This window comes from Pseudoalteromonas sp. P1-16-1b, assembly GCF_001401785.1.
GTDB lineage: Bacteria > Pseudomonadota > Gammaproteobacteria > Enterobacterales > Alteromonadaceae > Pseudoalteromonas > Pseudoalteromonas undina.
This window is the reverse complement of the sequence record NZ_LKGQ01000004.1, coordinates 86,616-108,905: the sequence shown is the minus strand read 5'-3', so window position 1 is coordinate 108,905 and position 22,290 is coordinate 86,616. Positions and strand designations below refer to the sequence as shown.

The 22,290-nt window shown below is 39.6% G+C and carries 20 protein-coding genes; 2 read left to right on the top strand and 18 right to left on the bottom strand.

Annotated elements, in window-relative coordinates; genetic code table 11:
- Positions 1-63 precede the first annotated feature (63 nt).
- The 15 genes from AN392_RS04580 to AN392_RS04510 all read right to left on the bottom strand — a co-directional run bounded on the left by AN392_RS04580 (position 64) and on the right by AN392_RS04510 (position 16,522).
- Positions 64-1,011 carry a DUF1679 domain-containing protein gene (locus AN392_RS04580; RefSeq protein ID WP_055012074.1) on the bottom strand — a complete coding sequence of 316 codons (948 nt, stop codon included), beginning with the start codon at positions 1,009-1,011 and terminating at the stop codon, positions 64-66.
- A gap of 211 nt (positions 1,012-1,222) precedes the next feature.
- On the bottom strand, positions 1,223-2,329 hold the full coding sequence (locus AN392_RS04575) for a serine hydrolase (RefSeq protein ID WP_055011978.1): 1,107 nt from the start codon (positions 2,327-2,329) through the stop codon (positions 1,223-1,225).
- Positions 2,330-2,438: 109 nt separating this feature from the next.
- Positions 2,439-2,753, bottom strand: coding sequence for a hypothetical protein (locus AN392_RS04570; protein ID WP_008466158.1), 315 nt, complete (start codon positions 2,751-2,753; stop codon positions 2,439-2,441).
- Positions 2,754-2,866: 113 nt separating this feature from the next.
- The gene (locus tag AN392_RS04565; RefSeq protein ID WP_055011977.1) at positions 2,867-3,256 is read right to left on the bottom strand and encodes a hypothetical protein; all 390 of its coding nucleotides are present in this window, start codon (positions 3,254-3,256) and stop codon (positions 2,867-2,869) included.
- A 124-nt stretch (positions 3,257-3,380) separates the two neighbouring features.
- Positions 3,381-3,767, bottom strand: a complete 387-nt coding sequence (locus tag AN392_RS04560) for a hypothetical protein (RefSeq protein WP_055012073.1) — start codon at positions 3,765-3,767, stop codon at positions 3,381-3,383.
- Between the two features lie 139 nt (positions 3,768-3,906).
- Positions 3,907-4,296, bottom strand: a complete 390-nt coding sequence (locus AN392_RS04555; protein WP_082424780.1) for a hypothetical protein — start codon at positions 4,294-4,296, stop codon at positions 3,907-3,909.
- Between the two features lie 113 nt (positions 4,297-4,409).
- On the bottom strand, positions 4,410-4,922 hold the full coding sequence (locus AN392_RS04550) for a DUF4410 domain-containing protein (RefSeq protein ID WP_010388992.1): 513 nt from the start codon (positions 4,920-4,922) through the stop codon (positions 4,410-4,412).
- 124 nt (positions 4,923-5,046) lie between these two features.
- On the bottom strand, positions 5,047-5,508 hold the full coding sequence (locus AN392_RS04545) for a hypothetical protein (RefSeq protein WP_055011975.1): 462 nt from the start codon (positions 5,506-5,508) through the stop codon (positions 5,047-5,049).
- Positions 5,509-5,620: 112 nt separating this feature from the next.
- Complete coding sequence (locus tag AN392_RS04540) at positions 5,621-6,325, bottom strand: polysaccharide deacetylase family protein (RefSeq protein ID WP_055011974.1); 705 nt, start codon at positions 6,323-6,325, stop codon at positions 5,621-5,623.
- A gap of 240 nt (positions 6,326-6,565) precedes the next feature.
- Entirely contained in the window at positions 6,566-6,883 is a 318-nt protein-coding gene (locus AN392_RS04535; RefSeq protein ID WP_010388994.1) for a heavy metal-binding domain-containing protein, read from the bottom strand.
- Positions 6,884-7,206: 323 nt separating this feature from the next.
- Positions 7,207-9,462 (bottom strand): acyl-CoA dehydrogenase, encoded by a 2,256-nt coding sequence (locus AN392_RS04530; protein ID WP_055011973.1) that lies wholly within the window; start codon positions 9,460-9,462, stop codon positions 7,207-7,209.
- 292 nt (positions 9,463-9,754) lie between these two features.
- Positions 9,755-10,780, bottom strand: a complete 1,026-nt coding sequence (locus AN392_RS04525) for a zinc-binding dehydrogenase (RefSeq protein ID WP_010388996.1) — start codon at positions 10,778-10,780, stop codon at positions 9,755-9,757.
- 11 nt (positions 10,781-10,791) lie between these two features.
- The gene (locus tag AN392_RS04520; protein WP_055011972.1) at positions 10,792-12,201 is read right to left on the bottom strand and encodes a TolC family protein; all 1,410 of its coding nucleotides are present in this window, start codon (positions 12,199-12,201) and stop codon (positions 10,792-10,794) included.
- The gene (locus AN392_RS04515; protein ID WP_055011971.1) at positions 12,194-15,343 is read right to left on the bottom strand and encodes an efflux RND transporter permease subunit; all 3,150 of its coding nucleotides are present in this window, start codon (positions 15,341-15,343) and stop codon (positions 12,194-12,196) included. The genes AN392_RS04520 and AN392_RS04515 overlap by 8 nt, the downstream gene beginning before the upstream one ends.
- A gap of 9 nt (positions 15,344-15,352) precedes the next feature.
- Complete coding sequence (locus AN392_RS04510) at positions 15,353-16,522, bottom strand: efflux RND transporter periplasmic adaptor subunit (RefSeq protein ID WP_055011970.1); 1,170 nt, start codon at positions 16,520-16,522, stop codon at positions 15,353-15,355.
- A gap of 117 nt (positions 16,523-16,639) precedes the next feature.
- Here AN392_RS04510 and AN392_RS04505 point away from each other — a divergent pair, with 117 nt between their 5' ends.
- The gene (locus AN392_RS04505) at positions 16,640-17,578 is read left to right on the top strand and encodes a LysR family transcriptional regulator (RefSeq protein WP_010389001.1); all 939 of its coding nucleotides are present in this window, start codon (positions 16,640-16,642) and stop codon (positions 17,576-17,578) included.
- Positions 17,579-17,590: 12 nt separating this feature from the next.
- On the opposite strand, the gene AN392_RS04500 is transcribed toward AN392_RS04505, so the two are convergent.
- Positions 17,591-18,604 carry a GGDEF domain-containing protein gene (locus AN392_RS04500; RefSeq protein WP_055011969.1) on the bottom strand — a complete coding sequence of 338 codons (1,014 nt, stop codon included), beginning with the start codon at positions 18,602-18,604 and terminating at the stop codon, positions 17,591-17,593.
- A gap of 109 nt (positions 18,605-18,713) precedes the next feature.
- The gene (locus AN392_RS04495; RefSeq protein ID WP_055011968.1) at positions 18,714-19,577 is read right to left on the bottom strand and encodes a DUF6279 family lipoprotein; all 864 of its coding nucleotides are present in this window, start codon (positions 19,575-19,577) and stop codon (positions 18,714-18,716) included.
- A gap of 311 nt (positions 19,578-19,888) precedes the next feature.
- Here AN392_RS04495 and AN392_RS04490 point away from each other — a divergent pair, with 311 nt between their 5' ends.
- Positions 19,889-20,614, top strand: a complete 726-nt coding sequence (locus AN392_RS04490) for a tetratricopeptide repeat protein (protein WP_055011967.1) — start codon at positions 19,889-19,891, stop codon at positions 20,612-20,614.
- 68 nt (positions 20,615-20,682) lie between these two features.
- Here AN392_RS04490 and AN392_RS04485 read toward each other — a convergent pair whose 3' ends face one another.
- Entirely contained in the window at positions 20,683-22,101 is a 1,419-nt protein-coding gene (locus tag AN392_RS04485) for a coniferyl aldehyde dehydrogenase (protein ID WP_055011966.1), read from the bottom strand.
- Positions 22,102-22,290 lie beyond the last annotated feature (189 nt).

Genomic DNA, 22,290 nt, shown 5'->3' with positions numbered 1-22,290 from the left:
GTCTTGATTTCATAGTTCGTACCAAAATATTTAATTTAGCCACAACTATAAAGATTTTTGTGTTTATGAGTTGTTACTCGCTAACCAATTATTTACCTGATCATGCATGTAGCTGTTAACCTTTTTGTGTTCTGGGCTCCACCCAAGTAAAAACCGATAAAAGTCTGCCCATGCCACTGGCCATAAATGAGCCCATTGTGTAACAACATCATCAGCATTAATGTGTGGTTGATAGTCACTCAGAGCTTGCTTCAATTGGCTGAAATAATAATCAAGGTAGCTCTGTGCGTGTTTATGAAGCTCAGAATCATCCATACAGCTGGTCATAAAATACATTACATCAATCACCCCAACACCCGCACCCACATATTGAAAATCGTAACCGAGAATATGCCCTTGGCTATTAGCGGCAAAGTTAGCAAGCTTGGCATCACCATGAATTAACGTTTTATAATCACACTGCTTTAACGCGCTGTTTAACAGTGATGCAGCCTGTTTAATATCGGACTTTTCAGGTAAGTTATTAAATTCATCAGGGCGTGTATCTAAATGCCAATAACTTCCTTGCTGCCATAAGCCATCAAACTTTGCATTTAAATGAAAGGCATGAAAATGTGCCAACCACTTTAATATGGCTTTTATATTCTCGGTGGTTGCTTGGGTGTACCCCAGCTTTGAAAAATCTTTAAACACCAAGGCAAACTCATCGCCTTTGTTGATTGCTTTAATGCATTCAATAGCTGCCGCTTGCTTGGGCAGCTTATGACTAAATTGCTGATAAAACGTATATTCAACGTGGTAAGAGTCACGCTTTCTATTAAGCGCAAAGCTGCTTTGTTTAATTTTAGGGTGATTAATATGATCGGGTACTTTAATCGCTTTAATCACACAGGCTTGCTCATCAAGTTGACACTTCACAATTTGACCACAGCCACTCCAAAGCGAGGTTAGGGTTTCGCCAATAGCTATACGTTCAAAATACGGGGTAAGTAATGGAAGATAAAAAGACATAGCCATATTAGGTTGCTAAATTTTAGTTAGCTTAACATTAGACGGTGTTTTTAATAAAAGGTCTTAGTAAAAAGCTCTGTATGTTTTTTCACAACCCTGTATGTAAAAAACGAATGCTAGTTTTTGAATGGGCGGCAAAATTAACTATGCCACTACAAACTTATCGTCGAATTGAGCGCTTTACCCGCTGAAATACTTTGTTGTATCCATTTTAGTTATGGCTTTGTTTAACAATAGAAAGGATAAGACTATCAATGTCATTATTCACTGCGCCAATACTACTATTACTTAAAATCACATAACCAAAGTTAAGGTCAGTGATAGAGCGTGATAGCGAGACCCAACCACGATTAAATCCAGCAAAGCCAAGACTGCTATTCTTTGCGTCAACAACATAGCTCATACTCCAGCGCCCATTAGTGTTTGGCGCGGGCTTTATCATCAGATCAATTAATTTTTCTGGTAGCAACCCTAAACCATTATAATCACCATCGTTGTTGCGCAACACAGCCATATTAAAGCGGGCTAAGTCTATTGGCGTTGTCTGTAAACCAGCAGCTGCTTTCTCATTAAAATAAACCATGCCCGTGACTTTGCCGGAATTATCGTAAGGTGTTGCCGACTTTTTGATAACTTTTTTAGTAATTTTAAAAGTAGAATCCTTCATATTTAGAGGCTTAAACACGTATTGCTGCATATAGTCTTCAAATGCCATGCCTGACACATCTTCAATTAAAAGTTGCACCACTGAATACCCACCACCAGAATAAGACCATTTTGTATCGGGCACATGAATAAGTTCAACAGATCCGGCGCCATTGTTATTGCCATTTAGTGAGTCAACTATAGATGTTAACTTTTCTGGAGACTCCCAGCCTGTATATGGGCCAAGTGACAAGCCTGAAGTGTGAGATAAGATATTTCTCAATGTTACTTTTTTTGCGTTAAACTCAGACTTAGGGATCTGCCAACGTTTGAGGTATTGGTTTATTGGCGCATCTAAATCGACTTTGCCTTGAGCTACAAGTTGCATTACTCCCCAAACAGTAACCAGCTTAGAAATAGACCCTACGTTAAACATTGTGCTTTGGGTAATCTCAGTTTTGGCTGCTACGTCGGCAAAACCATAGGATCGAAACTCTAGAACTCTATTTCCATTGACAAATGCAAGTGCAACACCAGGAGCTTTGTGTTTATCTAAAATCTTTGGTATGTCATCTTCCAAGCGCTCTGTGATCTCAGACACATCAGTAAACTCTTCAGCGGTAGCAAGACTAGCTAAAAACAATGTAAATATTATCAGTATTGATTTAATCATAACTTTCCTTAGTTCGTAAAACGCCAATATAAACAGACTTGAAATAGTTGGCTAAAATATTAAACAGTGTGAAAACAGCCAACGGTTTTTTTTCGTTTGAATATTCTTACTAAATACCGTTTGTTACCGATAAGTATTTGCTTTTACCGAAACTGACATAATAAATAGTTAAAAAAAGCAATTTGAATATATTACTACCAAAAGAATTTTTAATAATAATTCCTTTGTCAGTAATTGAGGCTACAGGAAAAGTTTGGCTTGAACACCAATCTATTTTCGCTTGAATAGTTTTAGTTGAATCAGGGATGTTTACTGTTTGCGTAACCCCTCTTTTTATAGTGGCAACTTCTACGTCATCCGCAAACAACTTATAGTCTCTCGCCATATCTACAAATTGTTTTGGTCTAAAAACTTGAATATTCATCTAAACTCCATTTAGGTATTTAACACCCCATTAGAGGCAATAAAATAGTTGGTTAAAATAAGCGACGTAGAAACAAAAGCCAACTGTTTTGTCTTGCTTAATGTGTTTGTTGTCTAAATAAAGCTATTAGCAAGTAACCCTACGCCAACCCCTAAACCAAATATAGAAAAGTTGCGTAATATATAGACTTTTTTAGAGATATCATAAATAGTTTTACCTTTTGTTAATGACTCAACTATATATTCTTGAGCAATTAAAGAGTTAAGAATTGAAAAACAAAAACAACCTAAAGGAATATAAACCTTTGAGCCAAAGGTAAGTACTTTTAATTGAATAAGTATAACAACAGCACCTATTATTGCTGATGATAGCCATGCATACTGTTTTAACAACTCAAAATGTAGCTCTGTTGTAATAGTTTCATTTTGGATTTTATTTTTTTCTACACTTCGAGATTTCTCTATACTATCTTCATTATTTTCGACTTGAACTGATTTTTCCATAATTAGAATAAAACTCCATATTTTGATAAAAACCTAAAGCCCGCATAATGGGCTGATAATTGTTGGCTAAAGTGTATGTAGCGAAGCTGAGTCAGCTGTTAGCAGCCCGCGCTTAAAGCGCCTGTTATGTGCAGTTATTGACTGTTGCTAAACCTAAATCTATATTTGCAACAATATAGCCATACTCTTTCTTAGTTAACTTTTTAGCCTGATATTGTTGCTTAGCTAATTCGTGAGTCCAAGCCTTTTCACATGGAGCTAAGGGAATAGCTGTATCAACCATTAAAAGGTGCTCTTCCTGAATAACGCCGCCTTTTTTAACAATGCTTTTAGCGCAAAGGCTTAAAGCATATTCAACAGCAAATTTATCAACACTTGGCATACCTATAAATTCTATATCACAACCAAGTTTCTCATTACCTTTAGCATCAATATAATAAAGCTGGCCTGACGTAGTACAACCAGATATAAATAAAATGATAACGAGTAACAAAATATGTCTGATATTCACTTTGCCTCCTTGTACACATAAATCCACATATAGGGCACAAAAACGTAACAGCAATTTGGTTAAACTGTGCAGAGCACCAAACTCAATCGCCGCGTAGTTTTGATATCCTAGCGAGTTTGCGATCACCTTGATGTGTTTGTTATTTGCCAGACCTTGAATAGATTGATAGCAAAGGAAATTTACTTTCACCAAAGTTGATAGTTAACGATAGTGTCTCATCTGCTTTGAATGATTGTAAAAACTCCAATGGTGCAATTCGTTGCCCGTCTGCAACGATAGCCATTAGGTGTTTATTAGTTAGACTTCTTCGACCTGATGCCATATTAGTCAAAGTTACTACCGCCCAACGCTCACCAGAATCATTACTCATTAATACAAAGTTATTTACACTAAAATCACTCTGCTCTGGCTGAATGTTTGATTCGTTTGGAAAGGCCAAATCAAAACTATTAGGTACAACTCTATCAATAGAAAGTACCTCTTCACCTGAATGGGCACCGAATGTACAAACCAGCAATATCCAAGACATCCTTCTCAACATAAGTTCTCTCCTAATTTCATATAACACCTTACAACAGGTGCTCATGGGAGCGTTTTGGCCGTTGTTTGGCCAACGAGCATTTGTCCCTGCCTGATTGCTTGTTAGCTATTCTTTGCACTGGAATTGATGATATCAACTATCTTTTTAGACATAGCTTCTAACTGTCTAGAAGTTGTAGCACCGAATATTCCTTCACTAAACTCTGAACGAGTATCTAGTTGCGATTCACTAACTATTTGGTTTGTGGATAGGTCTACGAGCTTAACGTTTAGCATCAATTCGGCATCACCTACCATTACACCTGCCATAAATCGACCAAACCCTGAAACATAACGAAAATGCTCTATTGTTATTTCCACGGAGATATCAGCCTGATTAGATGAGTTGCTTGGTATCAAATTACCTTTGTAATCTGTAGTTATTAATGTATTAAGTTCAGTGATACTTTTAGTTAAATCTCTACTTTTAGAGATTGAATTAGATGAGGATATAGCTACTGATATACTATTTGGTATGGCTCCTTGCTGCATGTTCGATGTTTTTACTGATTGCTTAATGTTTGCAGCACAACCCGCAATTAAGCTTACTAAGATGATTAAAATAAAGTTTTTCATTGAATGCTAAATTTCCTTGAATAGCTAACGCCGCAATATGGAGCGTATGAAGCTTGGCTAAAATTAGCGAAGAATGAGCGCCAGCCAAGCTTTAGACGTCCCACCCATAATTGCCTTGTTAGGGTTACCAAACACCACAACCTTCAGCTTCCTTACCGTTAAGCCAACCAACTATTCTACTCGTGTGTTTTTTCCAAGCCGAGCTGATTTCATAGACTTGTACCAATGTAGAATTGTCGTTTGTTGGTTTTATTTCGATTAGCTGTTGATAGAACCGATTCCAACCTGCTTCACCTACTAGTGCAAGTTGTCTTGTGCCATTGGGCAAAATATTATATTCAACATAAGAAGATTGGCTTACTTTAATGGCAGCATTAACAGTAGGTATTGGAATTATCGAAGATATTTCCCGTTGGTAGCATTTAACCAATTCAGTAAACAATAATTCGTGTGTTTCCTTTGGCATATAGGCAGACGATAGGTCACGTACTGCGTATTTACCGTTATAAAATTCATTTATAGCTTTGGGTGGTGTTGACACACAACCAACCAAAGTAAAAACAAATAAGAACGCTATATATTTCACCGAAACTCCTTGTAACCCTAACGCTTTGCTAAGAGGCTAAAATGGTTGGCTGGCTTTTTTGCGGTACTTTGCAAAAAACGAGCAAACTGTTTTAGTCCTTTTAAGCACCTTGTTATGCGCTACTGCCTATTAATTCAGATACTGTAACAAAGCGATAACCTTTATCTTTTAACTGCTGAACAATTAAAGGTACCGCAGCCATTGAATTACCTCTAGATTTAAACATTACATGTAAAAGAATAATTGACCCTGGCTTAGTATTTTGGACAACGTAATCGGATATATCACTTGCACTAGCATTTTTATCTAAATAAGTTTCAGGCTCCACATCCCACGTAACGGTAGTTATATTATTATTATTTAGATAATAAGGTAGCGAAAACAATTTTTTACCATAAGGTGGTCTAAAATGTATTTCACCTTTATAACCTGCCTCTGTAATTAACTCATTAGTTTTTTCTAGCTCATCTGCAACAAAGTTATAACTTTTCAAAACCATACGTTGATGAGTATATGAATGGTTTCCAACTTCATGACCTTTATCAATGATATTTTTTGTTTCTTGAATGTTTTCTTCTATAGCTTTGCCGACTAGGTAAAATGTAGCTTTAATTTCTGATTCATCTAGGATTTGGAGAATTTCTTTTGTTTTAAGTCTAGTCGGACCATCATCAAAAGTTAATGCGACTAATTTTTCAGTTGTTTCTACTCGATCTATAAGGTTACCAAAAAATTGAAATTTTTCATTCTTACTCAGCTGCCATAAAGCAATAAATATGATCAGCACTAATGCTGATAGTTTGATTATTTTACTCATGCAGACTCCATTTGCGCATAACAATTTTATAGTGTGCTCATCGCGCATATCTCTGCCAGCGCCCCACTAATATATTTATTAATTTCTTTTTAACAAATAAGTTAACACATTGCCAACTTTAAACTTTTAGTCAGGCTGTTCTTTTAATACAGTGCAGAAAAGAGGAAAGCGTCCTCATTTCTTGGCTTTGGAAGAAAACACCAAAAATGCCAAGCGTTTCGAATCTGCTTAAATTGTTTGTTATGTTCGAAGTTTAACGGCTGTGCCAAACACTAATATTTCTGATGCCCCATCAGTAACTGAGCTAGTTGTAAATCGTATTCCTACTATTGCATCGGCATTTAACTTTTTTGCATCTTCTATTAATCGTTCTAACGCTACATTTCGAGCTTCCATCAACATCTCGGTATAGCCTTTGAGTTCGCCGCCCACTATTCCTTTTAAACCAGCCATGATATCTCGACCAACATGTTTAGACTGAACCATATTGCCATTAACTATGCCCAATACAGCTTCGATTTCTTTACCAGGAACAGTTTCCGTTGTCGTATAAATCATAATTTTTCCCTAAAACATAACAGCTTATTAAACACCACTTTGGGGGTTATAACCCTCAAAACGGCGTATATTACATACGCTTAATAATTCCACTAAACAACTCTAATGTAAACAAGTAATTACGTAGGTTATTTACCACCCATTGTTAAAATACACTAAAACAACGTTTAATAATGTCCTGTACCATTAAATTAGCCGCCATTAGTTATGGGCTTAAATTACACCCATAAAAAAGCCCCGCTTGATGTTACTCAAGCAGGACTCCACACTAATTTTGTATCAATAAAAGCGCCTAAACTGCAGGCGCTTTGCATTATTGAATTTTATTGGTTAACCACGCTTTTAAGCGGATTAACTGGCTGTGCGTTGTCGTCTAGAATGTTCATATCGAAGTCGAACTCATCAACACGAATCGCTTTTTCACGCTTTTTGTTGTAGTCACTTAACTGAACAAATTCAGCGTCGTTAATTACTTTTGCAGCAAGTGCATTTTCAAGTGTGATTGAAAAACGCGTACCCGGCTTAAAGGTTTTAGCACGTAGCGCTTTTTTCACTTTAGCTAATAGCTCAAGTGACGCCATTTTAGCTTTGTAAGCTTGCTCATTGATGTGATGACCATCACCTTCAATTGGCTTAACTAAATGTGTGATTTGCGCTTTAAATGCCGTATCAAGCTGAGCTTGTTTTGCTAATTCACGAATTAAATCATCGCTAATTTTTGGCATTTTGGTTGAGTAGTTCATAGTAATGAAACGAATGAACTTACGAGTACCACTTGCAGGGAAGTTGTCTAAGAACTTGTGCAATGCTTCTTCTGCACTTTGTAGTGCAAAACGAGTCGCATAATGGAAGTAAGGAGCCGCTTGCTCACGCTCGCTGCTTGCTACTTTTTGCTCGTAATACTTAATAGATGCCATAGCTGCATACAAGAAGCTCATTACATCGCCTAAACGTGCTGAAAGCATTTCAGCTTGCTTTAATTTACCGCCAAGTACTAGTAACGAGAAGTCAGCATATACAGCTAATTTAGCTGATAATTTATGTACTGCTTTTTCGTAGTCACGTACTTCTGGTAACGCAGAGTTTGCGCCAGCTGTGAATGGTAGTACACCTAAGCGGAATGCACGTAAGCTATTTGCTGTGCTGTAACCAATTGTTTTACGTAAAATACCGTTAAATTCTGCATCTGCGTTTTTGTCATCGCTATGAATAGACTCAACCATAGACTGTAGGTATGGGTGACAACGCATAACACCTTGACCAAAGATCATCAGGTTACGAGTAAGAATGTTCGCGCCCTCTACCGTAATGGCAATTGGCTGCGCCACATAACCGCTAGCAAGTGTGTTTTGAGGACCATTCTGAATTGCTTTACCCGCTTGAATATCCATTGCTGAGTCAAGCACATCACGGCCAAGCTCTGTCATATGGTATTTAGCAATTGCAGTCACTACCGATGGCTTTAAGCCCATGCCTAAACCTTCAGTTGTCAATACTCGCATTGCTTCTTGTAGGTATGTTTTACCTGCGATATCAGCTAGCTTTTCCTGAATACCTTCAAATTGACCAATTGATAAACCAAACTGTTCACGCACTGCTGCGTACTCAGAAGCTGATTTAAATGCAACTTGTGCTGTACTTACACCCAATGCTGGTAATGAAATACCACGACCTGCGCCTAAACAGCTAACTAGCATTTGCCAACCGCGACCGATGTTTTTCTGACCACCGATAATAAAGTCCATTGGTACAAATACTTTGTTACCACGTGTAGTACCGTTGTAAAAACGGATACCCATAGGATCATGACGGTTACCAAGTTCTACACCAGGGTGCTCTTTTGGAATAAGTGCACAAGTAATACCTAGGTTTTCTTTGCCACCCAATAAACCATCAGGGTCAACTACTTTAAACGCTAAACCAAGTACAGTAGCAATTGGTGCGAGTGTAATGTAGCGCTTGTCCCATGTAATTTCTAGGCCAAGTACTTCTTCGCCGTTGTACATGCCTTTAGTAACAGTACCTACATCAGGAATACCGCCGGCATCAGAACCTGCTTCTGGGCTGGTTAATGCAAAACATGGAATGTCTGTACCATTTGCTAAACGTGGTAAGTAATGTGCTTGTTGCTCATCTGTACCGAAGTGAAGTAGTAACTCACCCGGGCCTAACGAGTTTGGTACCATTACAGTTACCGCAACAGCTGAACTTTTCGTTGCAATAGTACCTACAATTGTTGAGTTAGCGTATGGGCTGAACTCTAAACCGCCAAACGATTTAGGGATGATCAGCGAGAAGAAACGCTCTTTTTTCAAAAACTCTAAAATGTCGTTTGGTAAATGAATACCATTTTGAATGACTGAATCATCAATCATGCCTAGTAGTTCTTGTACTGGACCGTCTAGAAACGCTTGTTCGTCTGCGGTTAATTTTGCCGCAGGTACATCGCGTAGCGCGCTAAAATCTGGTTTACCTTGGTAGATAGACCCTTCTAGCCATACATCGCCAGCGTCTAGCGCTTCTTGCTCAGTAACTGAAATACTTGGTAATACTTTTTTTAATTTTGTACGTAAACTCATAACGAACTCATCCGACCAGATAAATAATACCTACATTACGTCATAAAAATCGGTTTAGATCAATTACTCTATTCAATTAATTAACAGTTTTTTCAATTTATTTTCTTTACCTGAACGTAAACTGTTGAAATAAAAAGGCTTACACATGTACGCTGAATTATTATTTTTTTTGTTAAAAATTTAATAATTCTGGTTGTTGGCGCCGCAAATACGGATTTGGTAATAAAGTAGAAACAAAAAAGCGCAGCCTAAAATTAGGCTGCGCTTTTTAAATATGGGAATGTGAGTAAACCTAGCTTATTTTAACCACTTGTTTACCTGTAAAACCACCTGCTAACTGGTTGTTTAATGCGCTAGAAACAGCCTTTGCGTTAAAATCAACAGCTAATACTTCTGGAGGAATTATTTCGCCATTAGAGACCGTTTCAAGCAACAAATTACCCATAAAACTCATGCGCTGCTGCGCGCATAGGCTATTGGCTAACCACGCGCCACCTAAGGATACAATACTAATATTGGGTGCTCTACGGTACATTAGCTGTTGTTCAAAATTAGGCAGTGGATTTAAACAAGCAATACGACCACAAAAACGCATTAGCTCGATATTTTGAATGGTCGATTCCCCACCCATAATATCAATAACGGCATCAAATCCTTGTGGGCCAAGCTCTCGGCGAATTTTGTCACATAAGGCTTTGTCATTGTAATCAAAGACTACATCAGCCCCTAGCTGCTTAACCAATTTGTGGTTACGCTTGGAGGCGGTTGTAAATACATCGGCACCACGCTGCTTTGCAAATTGAATAGCAAATTGACCTACAGCACCTGCCCCGCCTTCAACAAAGAGGGTATCGCCCTCAGTTACGGCTAATTTATCTAAGCTGATAAGCGCTGCCATTCCGGCGCAGGGCAAAGTAGCAGCCTTATCACTGGCTAATTGCTGCGGAATGATAGACACTGCATAATTAGGCACTTTTGCGTATTCGCTCAATATCCCTTGCTCACCAATACTGGCGTGCCACATTACACGCTCACCCACGCCAGGAAATACGCCTTTACCCGCTTTAACCACTACACCCACTGCATCCAAGCCTAAAACATGCGGATACTGCCATAAACAAAAGCCAGATTTAGCAAATTGCGCATCCACCGGATTTAAACCAACATACTCCACTTTTACTAACAGCTCATTACCTGTGCATTGAGGCACAGGTAATTGAATATCCGTTAAGTTAATATCCTCATTAGGCTCTATTAAGGCAATAGCCTGCATAGATGAAGGAATAGTATCTGGGTTTGTAACTACAGTATTAGGCATCAAAAACTCTACTAGTTAGTATTACTTAACGCGTAACTCCATCGTCCATTAAATGACTGGTAAGCATTTACCTTAGCCAGTAACGATGAAATAGTTGAATCAACAGCATTTTCTTGTGCTATTAAAACATCCTGACGTGCATCTAACAACTCTAAGTAAGGAATTTGCCCTTCTTCATACATTGCTTGTGCTTGCAAAAATGCATTATTAGCAAATTGATACCGCTGCTCAGCAAAACGCGATTGCTGTGCTTGATTGACCAAGTATTGCAATGAAAGTTCACTCTCGTTAATGGCTTTTAACACCACTTGTTGATAGTCAGTATAAGCAGCTTGACTTAAAAACTGCTGCGCATCACGCTGAGCCAACAACGCAGGATAACTCAATAAAGACCATTGTACTTGTGGTGCAACTTGCCACTGCTGCTGGGTGTCGCTAAAACCATTACTGCCCAAACTTAGCACGCCTGCAAAACCACTTAAGCTGATATCGGGTAATAGAGCTTTACTGGCTGCCACACTTAAACTATTTGCTTGGCTAAAGTCATATAATGCTCGGCTAATATCGGGCCGTAGTGCAATCGCTTGATTTGGCTTTGCTAATGACACTTGAAATGCCTTGCTCAATATAGCGCGTTCATCTTTAATGCTCAGTGATTGCGTTGGTTGTGCACTTAATACCGCCAGCGTAGATAAGTCACGAAACTTAGCATATTCAATCGCCGGAATGAGCGCTTGTTGCTGCCTAAGTTGCGCCATGGTGCGGTTTAAATCAAGCTCATTTGCCACACCTTCATCTACTTGCGCCTGCAGCACTTGAATGCTTTGTTCAAGTGCTTCTATTTGCATTTCAATAATTTGTTGCTTTTGCAGGTTGCCCTGATAGCTGGCAAACCCTTTAACCACAGATGACACAATTTCAATTTGTAATAGCCTAACTTGCTCTGCTTGGCTCATAGCTTGTGAATTTGCGGCATCAACGAGTGCAGTTATTCGACCAAATAAGTCGAGCTGCCAATCAAGTGCAACATTTGCACTTGATTGTCGGCTATTGGTATCGCCTAGTCCACTTCGTTTAGCTCCAACCTCAACACTGCCTTGCGGTAAGTATTGTGCTTGTTGTTCACCAATACGTGCCAACGCACTTTTAAGCACTAACTGACTCGTTTGTAAGTCGTAGTTATTAGCTAATGCGTTGCTAACAAGCTGGTTTAATTGCGCTGAACCGAGCTTGTACCACCAGTTTTGCTCATCTTCACCAACATACTGTTCTGCCGATATTGCTTGGGCAACAAACTCGTTTACTTGTTGTTGCTCAGCTGCTGTATCTATTTTGCTCGCACAGCCAGATAACACTGCAATCGCTAACACTGAGCCTAAAAATGCCGGCATTTTAAATTTGTTTAAATGTAATTTAGTCATTTGAAGACTCCTCAGCGCGCTGCTTTTTTACCACCAGCATGTAAAACACTGGCGTAAATAATAGCCCAAATACAGTCACACCAATCATACCTGAGAATACTGCGTTACCCATTGCATGACGCATTTCAGCACCGGCACCGGTTGCCAACACTAACGGAATAACACCCGCGGTAAAGGCAATTGAGGTCATTAAAATAGGACGTAAACGCATACGGCACGCTGCCAACATAGCTTCAAGGTGCGATAATCCAGTGTCGTGTTTATCTTTGGCAAATTCCACCATTAAAATGGCGTTTTTAGAGGCCAGTGCCACCAGTACAATTAACGCTATTTGGGTAAATATATTGTTGTCTGAGCCTACAAACCACACCCCTAATAACGCAGAGAATATAGTCATAGGTACAATTAAAATAATGGCCAATGGTAAACGTAGGCTTTCATACTGTGCAGCCAGTACCATAAACACAAGCAATACCACCAGTGGGAACACGTACACCATAGTATTGCCGGCAAGTACTTGCTGATACGTTACCTCAGTCCACTCATATTCAATACCAGTAGGTAGCGTTTTCGCCAATACATTTTCAATCGCTGTTTGCGCTTGGTCTGAGCTGTAACCTGGCGCTGGGCTGCCGTTAAGTTCAGCACTTGGGTAACCGTTGTAGTGCATAACACGATCAGGGCCTATAGTTGGCGTTACCGTAAGCACTGAGCCTAGTGGCACCATATTACCTGCACGATTACGTACTTTTAGGTTTAGTATTTTCTCTGGGTCTACCCTAAATTCAGCATCTGCTTGAGCATTTACTTGGTAGGTACGACCAAACATATTAAAGTCGTTTACATACACTGAGCCTAAATAAATCTGCAATGAGTTAAATACTTCATCAAGCGCAATACCTTGGATAAGTGCTTGTTCGCGGTCAATATCAATATCCATTTGCGGTACTTGAATTCTAAAGCTTGAATACAGCCCCATTAACGCCGGATCTTTTTGCGCCGCAGCAATCACTGATTGCAAGCTATTAAATAATGCTTCAAAGCCTTTATTTGCTCTATCTTCAATTTGCAGTTTAAAGCCACCTGTAGTGCCTAATCCTTGAATTGGCGGTGGCGGAAATACAGCCACAAACGCTTCATCAATTGCCGCAAAACGCTGATTTAACTGCGCCGCAATAGCCGAAGCCGACATACTCGGATCGGTACGCTCTGCAAAAGGCGCCAATGGTGTAAACACAATGCCGCTATTAGGGCTATTAGTAAAACCATTTACAGATAGGCCTGGAAACGCCACAGTGTTTGCAACACCTGGAACCTCGAGCGCTATTTGCTGCATTTGTTTTACTACCGCTTCAGTTCTGTCTAAGCTTGCTGCATCTGGTAGCTGCGCAATGGCAACTAAGTATTGCTTATCTTGCTGTGGTATAAAGCCACCAGGTACCGCGTCAAACAGCTTAATAGTGCCGCCAACTAAAGCAACATAGGCAACCATTACCACCACGCTCATACGAATAAGCTTTTGTACTAGCTTTTCATACCCTGTTGCACCACGGTTAAACAGTCGATTAAATGGCTTGAATAACCAGCGACCAAATAACTTATCTAATAAGCGGGTAAACGCATCTGGTTTTGCGTCGTGCGATTTTAACAATAAGGCTGCTAGCGCCGGCGACAATGTCAGTGAGTTAAACGCTGAAATAACCGTTGAAATAGTTATGGTTAAAGCAAATTGCTTATAAAACTGTCCAGAAAGTCCAGTAATAAAAGCCGTTGGAATAAATACCGCACACAATACCAATGCAATCGCAATAATTGGGCCGGTTACCTCTGTCATTGCAACGCGTGTTGCTTCAAGCGGCGATAAGCCGTTTTCTATATTTCGTTCAACATTTTCGACCACTACAATCGCATCATCAACCACAATACCTATAGCCAGTACTAAACCAAATAGCGATAAGGTATTAATAGAAACACCAAGCCATTGCATTACAGCAAAGGTACCAATGAGTGAAACTGGCACAGCTATAAGCGGAATAATAGATGCGCGCCACGTTTGTAAGAATACAATAACTACAATAACAACCAATGCGATTGCTTCAAGCAATGTAGCTATTACCGCATCAATAGAGCCACGAACAAACACAGTTGGATCATAAACAATGTCGTATTCAACACCTTCAGGAAAATCTTTCGATAAACGTGCCATGGTTTCACGGACCTGATCTGAAAGCTCAATGGCATTTGAACCCGGGCGTTGAAATATTGGCATTGCCAATGCGGGTTGATTATCAAGTTCAGCACGCAGTGAGTACGAGTCTTGGCCTAAGTCAACACGCGCCACATCTGACAAACGCGTAAGTTGCCCTTGCTCACCGACTTTAATAATGACCTGCTTAAATTCTTCAATGCTATTTAGGCGGCCTTTCACGTTTAATAAAATTTGAAATTGGCTATCGTTAGAGATTGGTTGAGCACCTAAGCTACCCGCTGCAACTTGCTGATTTTGCGAGCGCAAAGCAGCCACAACATCGGTTGCTGTAAGCTCACGTGCTGCTAATGCATCTGGATTTAACCACACACGCATAGCATATTTACCACCGCCAAATAACTGAATATCACCCACGCCAGGTAAACGAGCTATTTCATCTTTAATGTTTAAATCGGCATAATTTGATAAATACGCCGTATCATGGCTATTCTGGGGTGAATATAAATGCACCACCATGGTTAAATCGGGTGATGACTTTTCAGCAACTACCCCTAAACGCTGTACCTCTTGTGGTAACCTCGGTAATGCACTATTTACTCGGTTTTGCACCTGTACTTGAGCACGGTCTAAATCCGTCCCTAAGGCAAATGTTACGGTTAAAGTCATGCGCCCGTCACTGGTCGCTTGTGAAAACATATATAGCATGTTTTCAGTACCGTTTATTTCTTGTTCAAGCGGTGTTGCCACTGTTTGTGCAATAACCGTTGGGTTTGCGCCCGGGTAACTGGCTGTCACTACCACTGTGGGTGGCACAACTTCTGGGTATTCACTGACTGGCAGCTGAAATAAAGAAATACCACCCGCAATCAAAATAATCAGCGACAGCATGGCCGCAAAAATCGGTCGCTGGATAAAAAAGTGTGAAAATTTCATTTAATAACCTTATTGCTTAGCAACTAAATCGGCAGGGTTAGCAGTGAGTGTAAATGCCACACCTTGGGTATTAATTGTCACTTTATTTGGTGATATTGGCATGCCAGGTCCTACGCGAGCGGGCCCATTCACGGCAATCACATCACCCTGTTCAAGGCCAGAGGTAATGGCACGTAATGCGCCATAGCGCTCACCTACAGTAACCAATTTATATTGCAGTACATTATTTTCGCCCACAGTAAGAACAAAACGATTTTTTAAATCAGTACCAATAGCTCTATCTGGAATAATGACGGTTTCGCGTATTGCATTGGCAGCCAATTTAATCCGTGCAAAAGAGCCTGAGCGTAGCTCGTTACTACGATCTTCAAATACCGCTCGTACACGTAATGTGCCAGTAGAAGCATTAATTTGGTTATCTATAAAGTTGATGTGACCGTTGTAATTAAAATCACTCTGCCCTACTTTTTGCATAACGACAGGTTGCTTGCTTGATGCAGTAACATCATCAAATGCATTGTTCCAAGTACGTTCATCGACATCAAAGTAGGCATACATTTTGTCATTTGAAACAATTGAAGTGAGCACGCTTTGCCCGGCAAGGACGTTGTTACCTTTAGTGATGTTTGCGCGAGAGATAATTCCATCAATAGGTGAAACCACAGAGGTAAACTCTAAATCAAGTTCTGCGGCTTTAAGCTGCGCTTTAAGTGCAGCAAGTTGTGCTTCACGCTGACGTAACGTTGAGGTACGAGCTTGTGCTTGTTCTGTAGAAATTGCTTTACGCTCAGTTAGACGCACTGCACGTGATGCTTCGCTTTTTGCTTGTTCAAGAGCCGCTTGTGCACTTTTAACTTGAGCTTGTAAACTAGCTACCGTGGCTCTAAATGAACGATCATCAAGGCGAAATAACACATCACCTTGCTTAACAGCATCCCCTTCTTTAAATTCAATTTGCTCAATTATGCCTGATACACGCGGCATTAATGCCACTTTTTGCGGTGACTCTAAGCGCGTTGTATAGGTATGCCAACTTTGTACAGGCTTGACCAGAACTTGGGCTACATCAATAGCTTGATATTGTTGTGCGGGTGCTGATTGCGCTGTGCTTTCTTCAGCACAACCGGTCAGAGTAATTAATGCAACAGATAAGGCTGTAGCAACTAAGTGTTTGTTCATAACGACGCTCCTGTTAATTAGGCGATACATAATACGGAACATACTTGTTGACAAAAACAATAGATTTTTAAATTCATTAGTGCCAAAATGGCATCAAAGTGACACAATGGTGCAATAATGGATACAACAAGCCGACTCTTAATGCTGCTTGAAGTGGTTGAGCAGGGATCATTTGCTAAAGCTGCTGAAATACGCAACATTGATCGTTCCGTGATCTCTAAACAAATTAGTCGTTTAGAAGATGAGCTAGGCGTGAGGCTATTAAATCGAACCACCCGCTCGTTTTCACTTACCGCAGCAGGCGCTGAAATGATAAAAAAAGCGGACGAGTTGCGAAGCCTACTCGGCGATACCCTGCGTATGGCAGAGAATTATCACTTAGAACCTCGTGGCGTATTAAAAATTACCTCATCGACTTTAATTGGTCGGCGTTATTTACAACCAGTGATCAACGATTTCCAAAAGCGCTTTCCGCAAGTGGAAGTAGAACTTCGTTTAGATGATCGGCTTGTCGATATTGTCTCAGAAGGATTTGATTTGGCATTTAGAGTAGGTGAGCCAAAAGACTCCTCTTTGATTGCTCGAAAGATTGCGCGTAATCGTTTATTACTTTTAGCTTCCCCTGCATTTATCGAAACCTATGGAATGCCGAAAAACATAACTGATTTAGCACAATTACCCGCCGCTAGTTACGCAAGTAGTTCACTGCGAGTTGATGGAGTAAGTTACTACAACCACCTGGGTGAACAATGCGAACAAAAAATTAAAAGTGTATTTAGAGCCAATGATGCTGAAGCACTGTTAATGAAAACACTCTCTGGAACCACTTACGTTTTAGCTCCCGCGTTTATATTGGATAAAGAAGTGATTGATGGACAACTGGTGCCTTTATTAACGGATCTAAAATTAATGGAACACAGTGCCATGTATGCAGTATACCCACATCGTGATTTACCGGTAAGAACCCGGTTATTTTTTGATGCTGTACGTGAATATATTGGTAAAGAAAAACCGATTTGGGAAAACAGTATTCCTGATTTTGAACAAATGTATTAAGCCGCACTAAACTTAACCATGCACTAAAATATCAGTACAGACCTCGTTGCGGCCAGTTTCTTTGGCTTTATAAAGTTGTTTATCAGCCAAGTCTATTAGTTCACTAAGGCTTTGTTGCTGGTATTGAACAACGCCTATACTAGCGGTTAACTTAATGGTTTCACCATTGGCAATGATGTGCTTATTTTGTATTGCGAGTCTTAACTTTTCTGCCATTGCTAAGGCTGCTTGCGGGCTATCAAAATTGCTCATTAGTGAAAACTCTTCACCTCCCACTCTAAATACATACCCTTTAGCAAAAGTGACACGCAATAATGTTGCTAGCTCAACCAACACTTTATCGCCCACCTCGTGCCCATACTGATCATTAATTTGTTTAAAGTAGTCTAAATCGAGTAAAAATAAGTAAAGTTGAGATTTATCTCTGAGCTCTACTTCAAAATACTGGTTCATTGATAAACGATTACCAGCACCGGTTAGGGGATCGAGTAACGCTAAATTTTTTAAACGTTTCGAAAAATCAGCTCTATTACCTTCAAAAACATGAGATATGGCCCATATGCTTATGTATACGAATAATAAGTTAAGTCCTATGTTAAAAGCTGAAAACGATGAATGTGGCAGTTTTTGAGATAACACCATCAACTGCAAAAAAAGTAATGCCGCAGACAAAATTAACCCATAACGCCTACCAAGTAGTAAGTAATAAAGAATAGGCAAAATAAATGTCCATAAAAACAGACCGTTTTTAAGGGGGGCTAAGTAAGTGCCGCACAACACAATTAAAGAGATGGCTAAACACATGATAATGGCATGCCAGCGCTTAGGGTAGTGTTTTTGTGAGTGCTTAAAAATATACAAGCATAATAAGGAAAAGCCGACTTCGAGACCACCAACAAGGTGTAAATTATTTACTGATAAATTAAAAACGGCAAACACCAACGACAAAAAACCAAAGCAAATACACATCCATTTAAGAACGTGCTTGCGTAGCGTTTTTGTACTATTAAGAGCAGCTATATCCATGGATAACTTAAAATATTTTTGATGGCTTATAATACCCCTGAAATGCAAAAATCACAATTTTCAGCTAAATAAGCCAGTAAAAACAAGTAAAAAGAACTAGAAAACAACCTCAATCTGTAAGCAAGTCATTAACAGTACCCACTAAATCTGCAAATTCTTCGTCAACATGCGCTAACTGTTTAACGCTCAGCGTTTTATTTAACTTGAGTAGCAAATGCGCATAAGCTTTTAAATTTTGTTCATTTTGCTCAAGCAGCTCATTACTCATATATTGCTCACGCTCAGTGATAATGGTGTGTAATTGCTGGGTAAAGTCTGCCTCGCTAAGTGTTTGCTGGCTAAAAAGGGCTTCAAGTGCGGCTAAACGAGTTAATTTATAGTCGTACCATAAATCACTGGTAGAGATATGCCCACTATTGGCTTGTGATATAAGCGTTTGCTGCTCAGAAGTGAGTTTGCCAAGCCACTGCTTGTAGTAATCTAGTTGCCTCTCTAAGCGTTGTTGTTGGTGCTCCTCTTTAGTTAATGAAGCGTGCTCTTGGATTTCGTCATTAATTTGCTCGCGAATATTTTCTACCATTTCACTTCGCTGTGATGGGGTTAAGGTCAGCGCTAACTCAATTAAAGGGTCACTAGTATGCAACAGCAAGTTTCGCCAATGCTGCTTCACTTGGGTTATTTTATCCATCAACTGCGCAGTATCGGCTTCATTGTTTAGCAATTGTCTTAGGTCGAGTAAATCGGCTTTATATTTTGGTAATTCAACTTCACGATGCCAATCTCGGGTGTCGTTAATAATCGCTTTTAACTGCTTAGATTGGCTTTTATTAAGATCAACGTAATCATCTATCCAAAATGACGATAACCAACCTAGGTTGTTATAGGCAAATGTCGTTGAACAGCTGGTAATAAATAACAAACTGGTTATAAAAATAATTTTGCCTAGTTTTATATTTTTTAAATTATTTAACATGAAAAGACCCCGTTGTATGATGCTTTGGTTGCCAAAAATCATCATAAGTAATTATGTAAGCTACTGCTTGCTTTTATTTTTTTCATTTTTCTATAGAATCGCAAGCTAACGCAATTTATATCATAGCTATGTGCTTAAGTTTAGAATTTTTGAGCTATAGTTAAAGCTACTTGTTAATACGTTTGTATATCTAATTTATAAACGTTGGCGTTATTGATTTAGCTCATAATTTATTAGCTACTCGAGTAAGAAGTAAATGATTAATCGTTATGATGCTTACCAACAACGATAACTAATTTGGAGACATGCATATGTCACAGTCTAATTTAAAAGCAATGTTCTTTGCGGGCATTATACTTGCTACACCTTATGCTTATGCAGGGCTTGAGGAAGGCATAATAGCTGCAAACGCAGGGCAATTTGAGGAAGCACTAAAAGAGTTTAATTACCTTGCAGACAAAGGCTATGCCCCAGGTATTTATGAACTAGGTAAGTTGTACGAGGGCGGACATGGAGTTACTCGCGACTACTACAAAGCTGCAGAGCTTTATCAACAAGCAGTTAAAAAGAATCATGTAGATTCGATGTTTGCACTTGCAGTATTGTATGACGAAGGCAATGGCGTAAAGTTAGACAAACAAATGGCTATTAGCTTATTTGAGAAAGCAGCCAATAAAAACCTTCCTGCTGCACAGTATAATTTAGGGGTAATGTACGCCAACGGCGATGGCGTGAGCCAAGATTATAAAGCCGCCAGAACATGGTATGAAAAAGCCGCCGCAAATAATTACACTCTTGCACAATTTAATTTAGCACTGATGTATTTCGAAGGCTTAGGAATGCCAAAAAACCTTGAAATGTCGTATGTGTGGAATACCATTGCTGAGTATAACGGTAATATGCAAGCTAGTCACAGTCGTAAACTTGATGAACGCACTATGCTCCCTAAGGAAGTCGCTGAGGCTAAAGAAAAAGCCGATGCTATTTATAATAAAATTTTAGCGGGTACTTATGCGGGTGAAGGGCGAGTGTTTTAAGCCAAAAGAATAACTAAAAAAGCTGAATGAAGTGATTCATTCAGCTTTTTTATTTTAAGTACTACAGGCTATTTTACATAAAGCCACTTTAGCACTTTGATCAGTAATTTATTTTGTTTAAGTAATAAACCTATACGCGGATTAAACGAGCCTGATACTAAGGTATTTTTTGCATGGCTAAAGGTTAAAAAGCCTTCTTTAGCATGATAATGCCCCATTCCTGAATGGCCCACCCCGCCAAATGGTACATCATCGGCAGCTACTTGTATTAATGTATCGTTAACGGCAACGGTTCCGCTAAGTGTTTGCTTAATAATGTACTGTTGCGCTTGCTTGTCTTGGCCCAAAATATAGACCGCTAATGGATGATGGCGTAGTCGAATATAATTAAGCGCATCATCTAATTTGTCATAACTCATAATCGGTAAAATAGGCCCAAATAACTCTTCTTGCATTAATTGCATCTCGTCGGTGACATGCGTCACAATATGCAGACCCATCCGATGTTTTTCAGCATCTTGTTGATTTTGCTCAAGTGGCTTTGTTATTTTAGCGCCTTGTTGTTGTGCTTGTTCTAAATAACCTAGCAGACGTTGATAATGAGCTGGACTAATAATAGAGGTCAGGTTTTTCCCTTCAACACCTTGCTTAAAGTGCTTTTTATAAAGTGTGCACAAAGCTTTAATAAACTGATGTTCTAGTGCTTTAGGAACAAATACGTAGTCAGGAGCCACACATATTTGCCCTGCATTGGCCATTTTGCCAAATAATAGAGCACGAGCGGCTTTATTTACGTCTGCTTTTTCTAACACAATGACTGGCGATTTTCCGCCTAGTTCTAAAGTGACTGGTGTTAAATTTTTACTCGCTGCGCCCATCACCAACTTACCGACCGCTGTTGAGCCAGTAAATAATAAATGTGCAAAGGGTAATGATGAAAACTCACTCGCCACCTCGCTGCCACCTTGAATAATGGTGCAGTGTTGGCTTAATTCACCTATAAATATTTTTTCAAGAACCGCATTGGTATTAGGCGTAAATTCACTGAGCTTTAGCATAACCCTGTTGCCCGCTGCAATCGCGGTGATGACCGGTACCAATGCCAATTGAATAGGATAGTTCCACGGTGCAATCACACCCACCACGCCAATAGGCTGATAGGTTACACTTACTTTTGAGGGCCATAAGCTTAACCCCGCGCTGCGATGACTAGGCTTAGACCAGCGAGGTAACTTTTTAATAATATGTGCAAGCCCCTGCATGGTGGGCAAAATATCACCTACTAAGGTATCAAAGGCCGTTCGGTAACCAAAATCTTTAGATACTGCAGCAATTAAATCTTGCTCTAGCGTTACAATGTTAGCGCGTACTTGCTTAAGTAAAGCAAGGCGTTGCTCAATGGGTAAGTAAGGGGTGTCTTCAAAAGAGTGCTTTAGTTCATTAAATTGTGAACGCAAAGTCCCTGTAGATAATGTATCAGTGGTCAAAATAGGCTACTCGATTTATAACGTTTTCAAGACTATAACCTTGATCTGTTACACGAGCAATAAAGAGTGATTTTGCAACATAATGAAAAGCGTTGCAAAAACACTCATAAGGTTGGTTGGAACTCATACCGATGCACTGCTTTTGTGTGCATCGGTTATCTGTTTTGTTAGCTAATTAGAGGGAAGCTA